Consider the following 16,092-nt stretch of genomic DNA (forward strand, 5'->3'; position numbering starts at 1 on the left):
CGGCATGGCTGTACCAAAGCTGAGCAAACAGGAGATCGTAAACGCCCTGAAGTTCATCGACGAGAAGGGCGTCCCCGAGCACAACGTGAGCATGAAATACGTGCTTGTGTCTGAAAACGGGAAGACCTATCCGCCCAAGTATGTGGTGGCCGTGGCGGACCATCTGGCAAACGGGACGGATATTTCCACGGAGTCCTTCGGCAGCGAGGATGCAAGGAACTGTCTGGAGCGTCTGGGCTTTGCCATTGAGACCAAGCGGCAGGAGAAGTTTGAGCTGACCGTCACGGCCCAGGGCGTGGTGTCCACGGATGAGCGCTTTACCATGGATGACTTGAGCCTCGGGGATAACTATGTGCCCCTGGGCGTCTGTTTTCAGCGGGCGAACGGGGATATCATCAAGCGGGCCCACAGAAAGGGTGAGAAGAAGATATCCAACATGACCCTGCCGCGCCTTGCTTGTCAGATATTCGAAAAGCAGCTTGCCGCCCTGTCGGTGGAGGAGAAGGAGAACTTTCCTGTTTGCAAATACAAGCCGAGCAGCCAGATGATCTGCGGCATTTATACCAGTGTAGAGGAATTCAAAAGATATAAAAATTCCATCGAATATCTGACCTACAGTTATGACAACGGGCGTCGGTTCGTGATCTACAGCTGGAATATCTTCTCCACGATCCGCTTCGTTCAGGAGTGCCTGAAGCGGTTTGGCCAGCCGGGGGACCGGTTCGTTTTGACCTATCGGGACAAGGATGAAAAGGAGACTGCGGCGGAGAAGACGGAAGCAGCGCCGGATGCGGCTCCCCAGCCTGAAGGGTGTCGGAACGGGTTCTCGCACATGCTGCTCGAAGCCAAAAATCTGATTTTCAGGGGCGCTCCCGGCACCGGCAAGTCCTATCTGGCCAGGGAGATCGCGGCGGATATCGTCAGCGACGGCTACTTTGACGATTACACCCTCCTCACGGACGAGCAGAAAAAGCAGGTGGAGTTCGTCCAGTTCCACCCCAGCTATGACTACTCCGACTTTGTGGAGGGGCTGAGACCAAAGCTCAACGCCGATGGGAGCATGGGCTTTGCGCTGCGGGACGGCATTTTCAAAAAATTTGTGGACTGCGCCAGAAAAAATTACGAGGATTCCAAAAAAACCAAAGAAGTGGTGGAAAAAGAACTCTCTGCCCAGGAGGCTATGACAGAATTTTTCTCCGACATTGAATTCGGCGTTGACACGTTTAAGACCATCAATGGGAACAAATTTACTATAACGAGCGTAGATGATGGGCTTATCAATATTTCCATTCCTGGAAATGAGACATCGAACAAGCTCACTTTGCATTTGGACGAAGTGAGAAAGATGCTGGAGTCCGGGCAGAAGTTCGAAAAGATAAAGGATGTTACAGCTTTTTTCGGAAAGACATTCGCTACACAGGGATACTCCTATGACTTTGCCATCTATAAGGCCATTCAGGCAAAGAAAATTACAGCTTCAAAGGCACAGGTAAAACAGGAAAAGCTGAAAAAGTACATCTTTATCATCGACGAGATCAACCGGGGCGAGATATCGAAAATTTTCGGAGAGCTGTTCTTTTCCATAGACCCCGGGTATCGCGGCAGGGCCGGGGAAATTTCCACCCAGTATTCCAATCTGCATTCTGACCCGGACGAGAAGTTCTATATCCCCGAAAATCTCTACATCATCGGCACCATGAACGACATTGACCGCTCGGTGGACAGCTTTGATTTTGCCATGCGCCGCCGGTTCCGATTCGTAGAGCTGAAAGCGGACGAGCGCCTGGAGATGCTGGCGTCCCTGGAAAACGAGGAGCTGAAGAACGAGGCAATCAGGCGGATGGGCGATCTCAACAAAGCAATCGCCGGGGTGGAGGACCTGAACGAGAACTATCAGATCGGCGCGGCCTACTTCCTGAAGCTGAAGACCCTGAGCTTTGACCAGCTGTGGACCGACTATTTGCAGCCGCTTTTGCAGGAATATGTTCGGGGCATGTACGACGAGGAGAGGCTGATGGACCGCTTTGCAAAGGCATACGGCTATCAGAGACCCGTCCGGGGTGACACCAATGAAGCTGCTGAAGATCCGGGATAATTCCCGGCAGAAAAAAAGCGCCTTTTCTTCCGTGGAAGGGCTGACGGGCAAGCTGGCGGACAAGAACCTGGAGCAGCTGGAGCGGGAGGGGGTGTTCCTGTTTCCCGAGACCGTAACGGACATGGAGGACATGACCCGGGAGCAGATGGTCCTGCAAAGCGTCAACGATGCCTATCGCTCCGGCAATGTGATGGGCTTTCTCGGCTGGGGCGATGAGCGGCTCATCATCCAGTCCCGCTTCTGCGGCGGCGGGGAGGACCACTTTTTTCAGTATCTGCTGGACAAGGTTCTGGGCTTTCCCAACCTGGTCGATTTGGAGGCCGACGCCGAACAGGAGAACCGGCTGTTTCAGTTTTTGCTGTTCCTGTTTCCCCACTATCTCAAGGCCGCCATGCGGAAGGGCCCGTTCAAGCAGTATATCCGCCGCCGGTATAACGACGGGAACGTGAAGGGCGTCATCGACGTGGCCAGGCATATCGGGCGGAACACGCCCTTTGTGGGGAAGATCGCCTATCACCAGCGGGAGTTTTCTTTTGACAACGGCCTGATGGAGCTGGTGCGGCACACGATAGAATTTATCAAGAGAAAGCCCTATGGAAACCGTCTGCTTGCCAAAGCAAAGGACGAGGTAACGCAGGTGATCGACGCCACGCCGGGGTATGCGCCCGGTGACCGGCAGAGGATCATAGAGCAGAATAAACAAAGCCCCGTCCGCCACGCCTATTTCCGGGAGTATCTGGCCTTACAGCGGCTGTGCCTGCTGATCCTTCAGCACCAGAAACACCAGATCGGTTCGGGGTCCAGGCAGATATACGGGATCTTATTTGACGGCGCGTGGCTGTGGGAGGAGTACATCGCCTTGCTCGTCGGGGATATCTTCTACCATCCGAGAAACAAGAGCGGCGAAGGTGCCCAGAGACTGTTCCACGGAAACGTGGGGAAAATCTATCCCGATTTTATCGGCAGGGACGGGGCGCAGAGGATCGTCGCCGACGCCAAATATAAGCCCATGGGCAACATCGATGGCCGGGACTATTTGCAGCTGCTGGCCTATATGTTCCGGTTTGATGCCAAAATCGGCTACTATCTCTATCCCGAGGCGAAAGGCGCGGAGGATCTGAAGCTGTGGATGAATCGCGGCTCCACCTATGAGAAGAATGTTGTCCCCCGGGATGACGTCAGCGTCACCAAGCACGGCTTGCAGATCCCGGTGGACGCGGGGAGCTATTCAGAGTTTGCCGCGCGTATGAGAGACCAGGAAGAGCGGTTCGTCCGTGTGTTTGCATGAATGAAGAACAGGGCGGCGATTTGGCCGCTCTGTTCTTGCATAGAGGACAAAATGACCCAGGGAACGCGCGCACTTGCGGTTTCCCTGGGTCTTGAAATTTTTAGAATGCTCCCGCGCGAAAGCGGCAGCCCTGTGAAGGGGAGGGGGATTTGCAGATGTTGACCAACGGACTTTCATAAAATGGGGAAAACCCGGTGGAAAACCGGCTTAAATGTTCTCCCGCAGCAGGATTTGGTCGCTGGACTGGTACTCCTTGGCATAGCGGCCGGGGGTGATGCCGGTGAGGTGGCCGAAGGTGCGGATGAAGTGGGAGTTGTCGGAAAAGCCGGAGCGCTCTCCCGCCTGCTGCACGCTGACGCCCTCCTGAAGCAGCTGCCGGGCCCGCAGCACCCGGCTGTAGATGATATACTCCATGACGGAGAAGCCGGTGGCCGCCTTGAAGATGCGGCAGAGATAGTGCTTGCTGATATAGAACTGGCTGGCGATCTGGTCCAGGGTGAGGGGGTCGGCCAGGTTGTCCCGGATGTAGTCCAGGATGGGGGCCACCCGCAGAAAGTCCTTGTTTCGGATGGCCTCGCCCGCGGTGGCGGCGTTCAGGGCGGGGGCCACATAGACCAGCAGGTTCAGCAGGGCGGTCATCTGGTGGATGTCGCTGCCGAAGGAGCCGTCGTTTTTGTTGCGCTCCAGGGCCTGAAACAGCTCGATGAGGTCGGTCATCTCCTCCGCGTTCAGGTTGGCCCGGCGGAAGGAGTCGTGGGTCAGCTGGGTGAAGTCGGTCTGGGGGGTGGACAGCTGGTCCAGGGCCTTGCGGCTGATGTGCAGGATATACCGGGCGTGAAAGCCGGTGGCCATGGTGCGGTGGAGGGTGTTCTCCCCGATGAGGTACAGCGTGCCCCGCTGAAGGGGATAGACCTGGTCGTTCACAAAGATGTTGCCCGGACTGGTCAGGGGCAGCAGAAACTCGAAATGGTCGTGAAAGTGCAGCCGACTCATGTTCCAGGTGTCATTGTGGTTGAGTTGTAAGTGGAATTCCACATTGGTCATAGACAGAACCTCCGTAAGGGTCCGGCGGGCGGGCAGCGGCTGGCCGGGGAGAAGGGGGCGAAAAAATGGGCGTTGCCCCCGCTGTTTTGCTATTATATCATGGAAGGAGAAGATATGCAAACTTTTTGCTAAATTAAAGCTAGACCCACTGGACGACCTGTGCTACAATAAGTAGCCGATAAATAGCGCATATGCGCAGTTTTTCGTACCTTGAAAACCAGAGGAAGCAAACAAGCAAGAAAAACCAAAAAACATTTTGCAACGGAGGTTTTACCATGAACAAAGTGTATTCCTTGCACGACGCGGTGGAGAAGTTCGTCGAGAGCGGCGACTGCATCTCCTTCGGCGGGTTCACCACCAACCGCAAGCCCTATGCTGCGGTGTATGAGATCCTGCGTCAGGGCCAGAAGGACTTTACCGTCTGGGCCGGTCCTGCCGGCGGCGATTGGGACATGATGATCGGCGAGGGCCGTGTGAAGGCTTATATCAACTGCTACACCGCCAACTCCGGCTACACCAACGTGTCCCGCCGGTTCCGTGCTGCCATCGAGAAGGGCCAGCTGACCTATGAGGACTACTCTCAGGACGTCCTGATGCTCCAGCTGCACGCCGCCTCTCTGGGCCTGCCCTTCCTGCCTGTGCGCCTGATGCAGGGCTCCGGTCTGGAGCAGTATTGGGGCATCAGCGAGGAGGTCCGCAAGACCCTGGACAAGGTGGACGACAAGAAGCTGGTCCGGGTGGAGAACCCCTTCAACCCCGGCGAGCAGGTCATCGCTGTCCCCGTGCCCAAGCTGGACACCGCGATCATCCACGTGCAGAAGGCCAGCCCCGACGGCACCTGCATCATCGAGGGCGATGAGTTCCACGACATCGACATCGCCGTGGCCGCCCGCAAGGTCATCGTGACCTGCGAGGACCTGGTCAGCGACGAGTACATCCGCCGCGATCCCACCCTGACCCGCATCTTCGGCCAGTGCGTGGACGCCGTGGTCCACTGCCCCTATGGCGCTTGGCCCGCCCAGTGCTACAACTACTATGACAACGACTCTCACGCCCTGAAGGAGTATGACAAGGCCTCTAAGTATCAGGACGCCGAGGACGCCAAGGCCCAGCTGGCCAAGGCCGCTGCCAAGGCCGAGAAGGCCGCTGCCGCCAAGCCCGAGGACGCCAAGCTGGCCGACGCCGCTGCCCGCGCCAAGAAGGCCGCTGATGACGCCGCCGCCGGTGTGGCCTTCCCCGAGACCTTTAAGGATTTCCTGGACAAGTGGGTCTATTCCATCAAGGACCAGGACGAGCTGCTGGATAAGATCGGCGGCGCCCGTCTGCTGCGCCTGAAGAACGAGCCCCACCTGGGCTACTCCACCAGACACTGAGAAGCAGGGAGGATATTGAAAATGTCTGATTATACCAAGTATACCAAGCAGGAAATGCAGGCTTATGCCATTGCTAAGAACATCAAGGAGAACCAGATCGTCATCGTGGGCACCGGCCTGCCCCTGATCGGCGCTTCTCTGGCCAAGCGGGCCGTGTGCCCCTCCTGCCACCCCATCGTGGAGAGCGGCCTGATGGACTGCGACCCCGTTGAGGTGCCCCGTTCCGTGGGCGACAACCGCTTCATGGCTCACTGCGCCGTGCAGTGGCCCAACATCCGCTTCATCGGCTTTGAGGCCAACGAGTGGCTGCACGATGTGGACCGTATGGTGGCCTTCATCGGCGGCGCCCAGATCGACCCCTATGGCAACGTGAACTCCACCTGCATCTATGGCAAGGGCGACTATGTCAAGCCCCAGACCCGGTTCACCGGCTCCGGCGGCGCCAACGGCATTGCCGGTTACTGCAACACCATCATCATGATGCAGCACCAGAAGCGCCGCTTCATGGAGAAGATCGACTACATCACCTCCTGCGGCTGGATGGACGGCCCCGGCGGCCGTGAGCGCGCCGGTCTGCCCGGCAACCGCGGCCCCCAGATGGTCGTCACCGACCTGGGCATCATGAAGTTCGATGAGCAGACCAAGCGGATGTATCTGGCTTATTACTATCCGTTCTCCACCCCCGAGATGGTCCAGGAGAACACCGGTTTCGACATCGACGTGTCCCGCGCCCAGCTGATGGAGGGTCCCGGCCCCGAGATCATTAAGCTGATCCGTGAGGAGATCGACCCCGGCCAGGCCTTCATCAAGGTCCCCAAGGACTAATTTGGCTTTTTCGGAGTAAAGATATGGAGAATAAGAACAATAGAGATATGCTCATTCTTCTCGTTCTTCTCCTCGCCCTGATCCTGATCGGCATACTGCTGCCGTCGGACAACGTGACGAGATGTGATATCTGACGCTCCCGCCGCGGCCCCCGCTTTTCGGGGGCCGCCCGCCAGAACAATATTAAGGAGGAATTAACATGGGTAATTATTCTATGCCCCGCTATTTCCAGAACATGCCCGTGGTCGGCAAGCCCGTTAAGGCCAACGCCGAGAACGCCACCGAGCTGCGCGCCATCGAGGACGACATCCACGCCCACGTGGTGAAGGCCCTGGAGGCCGGCAAGCCCGACGAGGCCATGAACGCCAAGGGCCAGCTCACCGCTATGCAGCGCGTCTCCCTCCTGGTGGACGCTGGCACCTGGTGCCCCCTGAACAGCCTGTATAACCCCCAGGAGAACAAGACCGGCTCCACCTCCATCGTGAAGGGCCTGGGCCGCGTCAACGGCAAGTGGTGCTGCATCATCGCTTCCGATAACAAGAAGCACGCCGGTACCTGGGTCCCCGGCCAGGCCGACAACCTGCTGCGGGGCAGCGACACCGCCAAGCGGCTGCGCATCCCCCTGATCTATCTGCTGGAGTGCGCCGGCGTTGAGCTGGACCAGCAGGAGAAGGTGTACCCCAACCGTCGCGGCGGCGGCACCCCCTTCTATCGCAACTCCGAGCTGAACCAGATGGGCGTGCCCGTCATCGTGGGCATCCACGGCACCAACCCCGCCGGCGGCGGCTATCACTCCATTTCTCCCACCGTGCTGATCGCCCACGAGAAGGCCAACATGGCCGTGGGCGGCGCCGGTATCGTGGGCGGCATGAACCCCAAGCCCCACGTTGACATGGAGGCCGCTCTGGCCCAGATCGAGGCCACCAAGGGCCTGCGTGCCGATCCTCCCGGATCTGTGTCCGTCCACTATGGTCAGACCGGCTTCTTCCGCGAGGTGTGCCCCACCCAGGAGGGCGTCATCGCCACCATCAAGAAGTATGTGGACATGCTGCCCAGCTATGACCTGGAGTTCTTCCGCGTGGACGCTCCCCAGTCTCCCGCCGCTTCTGACGTGGAGCTGTATGACCTGGTGCTGAACAACAAGAACCGCGCCTATGACATGTACTCCGTCATTGCCCGCCTGTTCGACGGCAGCCAGTTCATGGAGTATAAGAAGGGCTATGGTCCCGAGATGATCACCGGCATCGCCAAGGTGGACGGCCTGCTGGTAGGCGTGGTCGCCAACAACCAGGGCATCATCCCCAACTACCCCGAGTACAAAGTCGCCAAGTACGGCCAGTCCATGGGCGTGGGCGGCAAGCTGTATCGCCAGGGCCTGATCAAGATGAACGAGTTCGTCACCCTGTGCGCCCGTGACCGCCTGCCCATGATCTGGATCCAGGATACCACCGGCATCGACGTGGGCGATGACGCCGAGGTCGCCGAGCTGCTGGGCCTGGGCCAGTCCCTGATCTATTCCATCCAGAGCAGCAAGCTGCCCATGATGGAGATCACTCTGCGCCGCGGCACCGCCGCCGCTCACTACGTGCTGGGCGGCCCTCAGGGCAACGACAACAACGCCTTCTCTCTGGGCACCGCTGCCACCGAGATCAACGTTATGAACGGCAAGACCGCTGCCAACGCCATGTACACCGGCCGTCTGGCCAAGGATCAGAAGGCGGGCAAGGATCTGCAGCCCACCATCGACAAGATGAACGAGATGATCGACGATTACGACCGCAAGTCCAAGCCTCTGTTCTGTGCTCAGGCCGGCCTGGTGGACGAGATCGTGGATCTGCCCATGATGCGCAACTATCTGGTGGCCTTCACCGACTCCTGCTATCAGAACCCCGAGTCCATCTGCCCCTTCCACCAGATGCTGCTGCCCAGAACCATCAAGGATTACGACTCCCTGAAGAAGTGATTTTTCGGGCAGTTCCCGGCTCCGGGGTCTTGAGAAAAGACCCCGGAGCACCCACGAATGCCGGAGAAATGGCCTGTATGTTCTCCAGCGGACGAAATTTTGAATATTTGGAGCGTTACCATGGATCATATCTATACCTTAGGAATTGACATCGGTTCCACGGCTTCCAAGTGCATCATGCTGGCCGACGGCAAGGAGATCGTGGCAAAGTCCCTGATCTCTGTGGGCGCCGGCACCAGCGGCCCCCAGCGGGCCATCAGCGAGGTGCTGGAGCAGGCTGGAAAGACCAAGGAAGAGATGGCCTTTGTGCTGGCCACCGGCTACGGGCGCAACTCTCTGGAGGGCATCGCAGACACGCAGATGAGCGAGCTGAGCTGCCACGCCAAGGGCGCGACGTTCCTGTTCCCCCAGGTCCACACGGTCATCGACATCGGCGGCCAGGATGTGAAGATCCTGCAGGTGGAAAACGGTGTGATGACCAACTTTGTGATGAACGACAAGTGCGCCGCCGGAACCGGCCGCTTCCTGGACGTGATGGCCCGGGTGCTGGAGGTGAAGGTGGAGGACCTGGGCACCCTGGGCGCCCAGTCCACCAAGACGGTGGAGATCAGCTCCACCTGCACCGTGTTCGCCGAGAGCGAGGTCATCAGCCAGCTGTCCATGGGCACGGATAAGCGGGATATCATCAACGGTATCCACCACTCCGTGGCCGCCCGTGTCACCGGGCTGGCCCACCGGGTGGGCATTCGGGACCAGGTGGTGATGACCGGCGGCGTGGCCCAGAACTCCGGCGTGGTCAAGGCCCTGGAGGAGTCTTTGGGACACGAGGTCCACATCTCGCCCCTGACCCAGTATAACGGCGCGCTGGGCGCCGCTCTGTTCGCTTATCAAAAGTACCAAAAGGCGCAGAAGGCCTGAAAAGGCCCGACGCAAGTTTTTCTTAGAATAAGTAGGGAGGAAATTTACTATGGCTAAAACAGTCAGTCCCGGCGTCCTGGCGCTGCGCAAGGTCGTCGATGACGTCTATGCCGACGCCCGCAAGGCCAAGGCCGAGGGCAAGCTGGTGGGCTGGTCCAGCTCCAAGTTCCCCTGTGAGCTGGCCGAGGCTTTCGACCTGAACGTCATGTACCCCGAGAACCAGGCCGCCGGTATCGCCGCTCAGCGTGACGGCGAGATCATGTGCAAGGCCGCCGAGGAGCTGGGCTTTGACAACGACATCTGCGGCTACGCCCGCATCAGCCTGGCCTATGCCGCCGGCAAGCGTGCCGCCCGCAAGTTCGACCCCGAGACCCTGGAGTTCATCATCGACCCCAAGAGCGGCAAGCCCATGAAGGACGAGAACGGCAAGGTCATCATCGACCCCGAGACCGGCAAGCCCAAGAAGGACCCCAAGACCATGCAGCCTTACACCGTTCTGGACGATATCCACGAGATCGAGGCTCTGCCCGAGACCACCGAGAAGGAGATCGCCTATAAGAACTTCCGCCGTGAGGCCATCAAGCCCTATAAGCAGATGCGCATCCCCCAGCCCGACTTCGTGCTGTGCTGCAACAACATCTGCAACTGCATGACCAAGTGGTATGAGAACATCGCCCGTATGTGCAACATCCCCCTGATCATGATCGACATCCCCTATAACAACACCGTCGATGTGGCCGACACCAACGTGGCCTATGTCCGCGCTCAGTTCGACAACGCCATCCACCAGCTGGAGAAGCTGACCGGCAAGAAGTTCGACCAGAAGAAGTTCGAGGACGCCTGTGCCCACGCCAACCGCACCGCCAAGGCCTGGCTGAAGGTGTGCGATTACCTCCAGTACAAGCCCGCCCCCTACAGCGGCTTTGACCTGTTCAACCACATGGCCGACGTGGTCACCGCCCGCGGCAAGGTCCAGGCTGCCGAGGCTTTCGAGCTGCTGGACAAGGACCTGGAGGCTGCCGTGAAGGAAGGCAAGTCCACCACTCCCTTCCCCGAGCAGTACCGCGTCATGTTCGAGGGCATCCCCTGCTGGCCCAAGCTGCCCAACCTGTTCAAGCCCCTGAAGGCCAACGGCGTCAACGTCACCGCCGTGGTGTACGCCCCCGCCTTCGGCTTCGTGTACAACAACATCGACGAGATGGCCCGCGCCTATTACAAGGCCCCCAACTCCGTGTGTATCGAGCAGGGCGTGGATTGGCGTGAGGGCATCTGCCGGAACAACAAGGTGGACGGCGTGCTGGTCCACTACAACCGTTCCTGTAAGCCCTGGTCCGGCTATATGGCCGAGATGCAGCGCCGCTTCACCAAGGACCTGGGCGTGCCCTGTGCCGGCTTCGACGGCGACCAGGCCGATCCCAGAAACTTCAACGAGGCCCAGTATGAGACCCGCGTCCAGGGCCTGGTCGAGGCCATGGAGGCTAACAAAGCTGCGAAGGAGGGCGCTGAGAAATGAGCACCGAGGTTATGCTGAAAGAGTTTGCGGAGGTGGCTGAGCACCCCCACCGCGTGCTGACCGCTTATAAGAACGAGGGCAAGAAGGTCATCGGTATCCTGCCCTACTTTGCTCCCGTGGAGCTGGTCGTGGCTGCCGGTATGGTCCCCATGGGCATCTGGGGCAGCAACAAGAAGACCATCTCCCAGGCCAAGGAGTATTGCGCCACCTTCTATTGCACCATCGCCCAGCTGGCGCTGGAGATGCTGCTGGACGGCACCATGGATCAGTTGGACGGCATCATCACCCCCACCATCTGCGACACCCTGCGCCCCATGAGCCAGAACTTCCGCGTGGCCATGGAGGGCAAGCTGCCCTGCATCTTCCTGGCTCACCCCCAGTATCGCCGCCCCTCCTTCGGCCTGCAGTTCACTGTTGACCAGTATATGCACGTGAAGAAGGAGCTGGAGAAGATCTCCGGCGCCGCCATCACCGACGACGCCCTGCGCCAGGCCATCAAGGTCATGAACCGCAGCCGCGCCGCCCGCCGTGAGTTTGTCAAGCTGGCCAGCGAGCACTGTGATGTCATCACCGCCGTGAAGCGCTCCGCCGTGCTGCGCGCCGCCTGGTTCATGGAGCCCGCCGTCTTCGCCGAGAAGCTGGAGGCCCTGAATGCCGAGCTGGCCAAGCTGCCCGCCGCCAACTGGACCGGCAAGAAGATCGTCACCTCCGGCATCATCTGCGACAACCCCAAGCTGCTGCAGATCTTCGACGACAACAAGATCGCCATCGCCGCCGACGACGTGGCCCAGGAGAGCCGCTCCTTCCGCGTGGACGCCAGCGAGGAGGGCGACCCCATGATGGCTCTGGCCCAGCAGTTTGCCGATCAGGATTACGACGACCTGCTGTATGATGAGGAGTCCAACCAGAACCGCCGCGGCGAGTTCGTGGCCAAGCTGGTCAAGGACAGCGGCGCGCAGGGTCTGGTGCTGTTTATGCAGCAGTTCTGCGACCCCGAGGAGATGGAGTATCCCTATCTGAAGAAGGCTCTGGACGCCGCCGACATCCCCCACATCAAGCTGGGCGTGGACCAGCAGATGCGGGACTTCGGCCAGGCCAGCACCGCCATCCAGGCTTTCGCCGACGTGCTGTAAGACTTTCGTTAAGAAGTAACTGGAAGCAGCGGCGAACCGCTTGACACCCGTCAGGCAAAAATGTTATAATTTCTCGTATTCGGAGCCATTTCTCCCGCACACACCAGTGCGGGAGAAATGCGGTCCGAAGCAAAAACGGGCCGGACGTGGATGTCAGGCCCAAAACGACGTGTCAGATCAATAAATGTAAAGGGGAAAACAAGCTATGAACTACAATGTTACCGTCAATGGCAAGGTTTACAGCGTGACTGTGGAAAAGACCGGCGCCGCCCCCGCTGCCGCTCCTGTGGCCGCCGCCCCCGTGGCTGCCGCTCCCGTGGCCGCTCCTGCCCCCGCCGCCGCCCCCGCTCCTGCCGCCGCTCCCGCCCCCGCCGCTGCTCCCGCTGCCCCCAAGGCCGCTGTGGCCGCCGGTGAGACTGCCGTGAACAGCCCCATGCCCGGCAACGTCTTCAAGGTCGAGTGCAAGGTGGGCGACGCCGTGAAGGCTGGCGACACCCTGGTGGTGCTGGAGGCCATGAAGATGGAGATCGAGGTCTCCGCTCCCGTGGACGGCACCGTGAAGGCCATCTCCGCTGTGGTTGGCACCACTGTCAACACCGACGACCTGCTGGTCACCCTGGGTTAAGGGGGAGCATAGTCTATGCCTAGTGTTGAAAAAGCAATTCTGAACCCCAATACCTCGCTCTCCGTGGGCGACGCCCTGATGGTCGCCGTCTGCGGCCTGCTGGTGGTGTTCATGATGCTGGCCATCCTGGCCGTGGTCATCATGGTCATCTCCAAGGTCGTGGGTTCTATGGAGGGCAAGGGCAAGGCTGCCCCCGCCCCCGCCAAGAAGGCCGCTGCCGCCCCCAAACCGGCTGCCGCCCCTGCGGCGCCCGCCGTGGACGAGGGTGAGCTGGTGGCCGTGATGATGGCCGCCGTGGCCGAGGAGTCCGGCATGCCCATGGGCTCCTTCCAGATCACCAACATTGCCGCCGCCCCCGCCGCCCCTGTGGCTGCTCCCGCTGCGGCTCCCGCCCCTGTGGCGGCCCCTGCCCCTGCTGCTCCCGCTGCGGCTCCCGCCCCCGCCGCTGCTCCCGCAGCTGTGGCCGCCGGTGAGACTGCCGTGAACAGCCCCATGCCCGGCAACATCTTCAAGGTGGAGTGCAAGGTCGGCGACACCGTCAAGGCCGGCGACACCCTGGTGGTCCTGGAGGCCATGAAGATGGAGATCGAGGTCTCCGCGCCTGTGGATGGCACCGTCAAGTCCGTGTCCGCCGTGGTGGGCACCGCTGTCAACACCGATGACCTGCTGGTCACTCTGGGTTGAAAGGAGGGGTAAAGTATGAATTTTCTGGTTGAAGTTTTAACTAAAATTATGCAGGGTTCCGGCTTTGCCGCTCTGGATTGGCGCACCGTTATCATGCTGCTGATCGCCTGCCTTCTGCTGTACATGGGCATCGGCAAGGGCTTCGAGCCCCTGCTGCTGGTCCCCATCGCCTTTGGTATGCTGCTGGCCAACCTGCCCGTCACCGGCCTGTTTAACGAGCCTGTGTACGACGCGGCCACCCACAGCGGCACCGTCGGTTTCATGTGGGTGCTCTATCAGGGCGTCCAATACGCCATTTATCCGTCCATTATCTTTATGGGCATCGGCGCCATGACCGACTTTGGTCCTCTGCTGGCCAACCCCATCTCCCTGCTGCTGGGCGCTGCCGCTCAGCTGGGCATCTTCACCGCTTTCCTGCTGGCCGTGCTGTGCCTGGGCTTTACCCCTGCGCAGGCCGCTGCCATCGGCGTCATCGGCGGCGCTGACGGCCCCACCGCCATCCTGACTTCGTCTAAGCTGGCTGTTGAGCTGCTGCCCGCCATCGCCATCGCGGCTTACTCCTACATGGCTCTGATCCCCATGATCCAGCCTCCTCTGATGAAGGCCCTGACCACCAAGGAGATGCGCAAGGTCAAGATGACCCAGCTGCGCACCGTGTCCAAGACGGAGAAGATCATCTTCCCCATCGCCGTGACCATTTTCGTGGTCCTGCTGATCCCCGACACCGCCCCCCTGCTGGGTATGCTGATGCTGGGCAACCTGTTCCGTGAGTGCGGCGTGACCGAGCGTCTGTCCGACATCGCCCAGAACGGTCTGATGAACATCGTCACCATCCCCCTGGGCCTGTCCGTGGGCTTTAAGGCCACTGCCAGCACCTTCCTGACCGGTCAGACCCTGTCCATCATCGTCCTGGGTCTGTGCGCCTTCATGCTGTCCACCGCCGGTGGTCTGCTCTTCGGCGATATCATGTATATCGTGACCAAGGGCAAGATCAACCCCCTGATCGGCTCTGCCGGCGTGTCCGCCGTGCCTATGGCCGCCCGTGTGGCCCAGAGCGTCGGTCAGAAGGAGAACCCCTCCAACTTCCTGCTCATGCACGCCATGGGTCCCAACGTGGCCGGTGTTATCGGCTCCGCTGTTGCCGCTGGCTTCATGATCAAGGTGTTCGGCGGCTGATCGAACTTACGATCCTATGCCAACAAAAGCGCATCGACGAGTTTTCGCCGGTGCGCTTTTTTGCGTCTTTCCCGGCTGCCGCGCAGGCGGGGGGGAGAACGCCGGGATAAAAAAGTTCACAAACAAGAAAAAAACCTATTGACAGAGCAAAGTCCCGGTGCTATGATACCCACAGAATTTCTGAGATCTGCGGAAAGGAGAACCGTCATGCTGAATCTGTTTGCCGCTTTCTTTTTTGGCTACTTTTACTTTTACGGCTTTTGGACCGACAAAGTAAAAGTGCTTTTTGCTGCAAACAATGGCGTGACCACCTTTGCGTAAGAAATCAAAGGACGTTACAGGGCCTGCGGTGAAAAACACTTCACCGCAGGCTTTTTTTCGGGCCTGGGGGAAGCGCCGCACAGCGCACAAGAAAGGAACGAACTGTTATGATCATCATTGTCAAACCGGAAGTCAAGCAAGAGCGGGTAAACGATCTGATCCACTGGATCGAGAGCCAGAATCTGCGCACCCACCTGTCCACCGGCGACTACTCCACCATCATCGGCGTCATCGGCGACACCAGCAAGCTGGACAGCGACCTCATCCGTGGACTGGATATCGTGGAGAATGTGAAGCGGGTGTCTGAGCCCTATAAAAATGCCAACCGCAAGTTTCACCCCCAGGACTCCGTCATTCAGGTGGGCGCGGACAAGCGCCTGGTGGGCGGGGGCCACTTCGCCATGATCGCCGGCCCCTGTTCCGTGGAGAGCGAGGAGCAGATCATCTCTGTGGCTCAGAGCGTGAAGGCCGCCGGAGCCACCATGCTCCGGGGCGGCGCATTCAAGCCCCGCACCTCCCCCTACGCCTTCCAGGGTCTGAAGGCCGACGGCATCGAGCTGTTGGTGAAGGCCAAACAGGCCACCGGCCTGCCCATCGTCACCGAGATCATGAACGCCAACCACCTGCCCCTGTTCGAGGACGTGGATGTGATCCAGGTGGGCGCCCGGAACATGCAGAACTTTGAATTGCTGAAGGAGCTGGGTCACACCCGCAAGCCCATCCTCCTCAAGCGGGGCCTGGCCAATACCCTGCAGGAGCTGCTGATGAGTGCTGAGTATATCATGGCCGGGGGCAACGAGAATGTAATCCTGTGCGAGCGGGGCATCCGCACCTTTGAGACGGCCACCCGGAACACCCTGGACCTGTCCGCCGTGGCCGCCCTCCACGAGATGACCCATCTGCCTGTCATCGTGGACCCCAGCCACGCCACCGGCGTGGCCCGCTATGTCAAGCCCATGGCCATGGCCGCCGCCGCCTGCGGGGCCGACGGCCTGATCATCGAGGTCCACAACGATCCGCCCCACGCCCTGTGTGACGGCGCCCAGTCCCTGCGGCCGGAGCAGTTTGTGGAGGTGGCCAAGGCGGTGAACGCCATCCGGGACACCGTGGCCGGACTGGACGAGCAGTAAGCAG

General features: G+C 59.9%; 13 protein-coding genes. 12 read left to right on the forward strand and 1 reads right to left on the reverse strand.

Translation table 11 applies throughout. The annotated features are described in order from the left end of the window. Positions 1–4 precede the first annotated feature (4 nt). Together ACSAMP_RS16270 and ACSAMP_RS16275 are read left to right on the forward strand one after the other, a co-directional pair. Entirely contained in the window at positions 5–2,095 is a 2,091-nt protein-coding gene (locus tag ACSAMP_RS16270; protein ID WP_457801055.1) for an McrB family protein, read from the forward strand. Next, complete coding sequence (locus ACSAMP_RS16275) at positions 2,070–3,383, forward strand: 5-methylcytosine restriction system specificity protein McrC (protein ID WP_457801056.1); 1,314 nt, start codon at positions 2,070–2,072, stop codon at positions 3,381–3,383. Before ACSAMP_RS16270 ends, ACSAMP_RS16275 begins: the two co-directional genes overlap by 26 nt. A 207-nt stretch (positions 3,384–3,590) precedes the next feature. Here ACSAMP_RS16275 and ACSAMP_RS16280 read toward each other — a convergent pair whose 3' ends face one another. Then, positions 3,591–4,427 (reverse strand): helix-turn-helix transcriptional regulator, encoded by an 837-nt coding sequence (locus tag ACSAMP_RS16280; protein ID WP_441796097.1) that lies wholly within the window; start codon positions 4,425–4,427, stop codon positions 3,591–3,593. A gap of 275 nt (positions 4,428–4,702) precedes the next feature. On the opposite strand from ACSAMP_RS16280, the gene ACSAMP_RS16285 reads away from it, so the two are divergent. From ACSAMP_RS16285 to aroF, 10 genes are all read left to right on the forward strand, one after another. Continuing rightward, positions 4,703–5,800, forward strand: coding sequence for a CoA transferase subunit A (locus ACSAMP_RS16285; RefSeq protein ID WP_441796096.1), 1,098 nt, complete (start codon positions 4,703–4,705; stop codon positions 5,798–5,800). A gap of 21 nt (positions 5,801–5,821) precedes the next feature. Next, positions 5,822–6,625 (forward strand): glutaconate CoA-transferase subunit B, encoded by an 804-nt coding sequence (gctB, locus tag ACSAMP_RS16290; protein ID WP_441796095.1) that lies wholly within the window; start codon positions 5,822–5,824, stop codon positions 6,623–6,625. 199 nt (positions 6,626–6,824) lie between these two features. Further along, a complete protein-coding gene (locus ACSAMP_RS16295) occupies positions 6,825–8,588 on the forward strand; it encodes an acyl-CoA carboxylase subunit beta (protein WP_441796094.1) in 1,764 nt (587 codons plus the stop codon). A gap of 120 nt (positions 8,589–8,708) precedes the next feature. Further along, positions 8,709–9,506: a (R)-2-hydroxyglutaryl-CoA dehydratase activase HgdC gene (hgdC, locus tag ACSAMP_RS16300; RefSeq protein ID WP_441796093.1), complete on the forward strand. Its 798-nt coding sequence runs from the start codon at positions 8,709–8,711 to the stop codon at positions 9,504–9,506. 49 nt (positions 9,507–9,555) lie between these two features. Next, positions 9,556–11,019 carry a (R)-2-hydroxyglutaryl-CoA dehydratase subunit alpha gene (gene hgdA, locus ACSAMP_RS16305; RefSeq protein WP_457801057.1) on the forward strand — a complete coding sequence of 488 codons (1,464 nt, stop codon included), beginning with the start codon at positions 9,556–9,558 and terminating at the stop codon, positions 11,017–11,019. Next, positions 11,016–12,152: a (R)-2-hydroxyglutaryl-CoA dehydratase subunit beta gene (hgdB, locus tag ACSAMP_RS16310; protein WP_441796091.1), complete on the forward strand. Its 1,137-nt coding sequence runs from the start codon at positions 11,016–11,018 to the stop codon at positions 12,150–12,152. Before hgdA ends, hgdB begins: the two co-directional genes overlap by 4 nt. Before the next feature lie 205 nt (positions 12,153–12,357). After that, complete coding sequence (locus ACSAMP_RS16315; protein ID WP_457801058.1) at positions 12,358–12,777, forward strand: biotin/lipoyl-containing protein; 420 nt, start codon at positions 12,358–12,360, stop codon at positions 12,775–12,777. 15 nt (positions 12,778–12,792) lie between these two features. Then, on the forward strand, positions 12,793–13,461 hold the full coding sequence (locus ACSAMP_RS16320) for an OadG family protein (protein WP_457801059.1): 669 nt from the start codon (positions 12,793–12,795) through the stop codon (positions 13,459–13,461). Between the two features lie 15 nt (positions 13,462–13,476). After that, complete coding sequence (locus ACSAMP_RS16325) at positions 13,477–14,637, forward strand: sodium ion-translocating decarboxylase subunit beta (RefSeq protein ID WP_457801060.1); 1,161 nt, start codon at positions 13,477–13,479, stop codon at positions 14,635–14,637. Positions 14,638–15,065: 428 nt separating this feature from the next. After that, positions 15,066–16,088 carry a 3-deoxy-7-phosphoheptulonate synthase gene (gene aroF, locus ACSAMP_RS16330; protein ID WP_457801061.1) on the forward strand — a complete coding sequence of 341 codons (1,023 nt, stop codon included), beginning with the start codon at positions 15,066–15,068 and terminating at the stop codon, positions 16,086–16,088. Positions 16,089–16,092: the final 4 nt, after the last annotated feature.

The sequence above is a fragment of the Flintibacter sp. SJQ-8 genome (assembly GCF_054108085.1).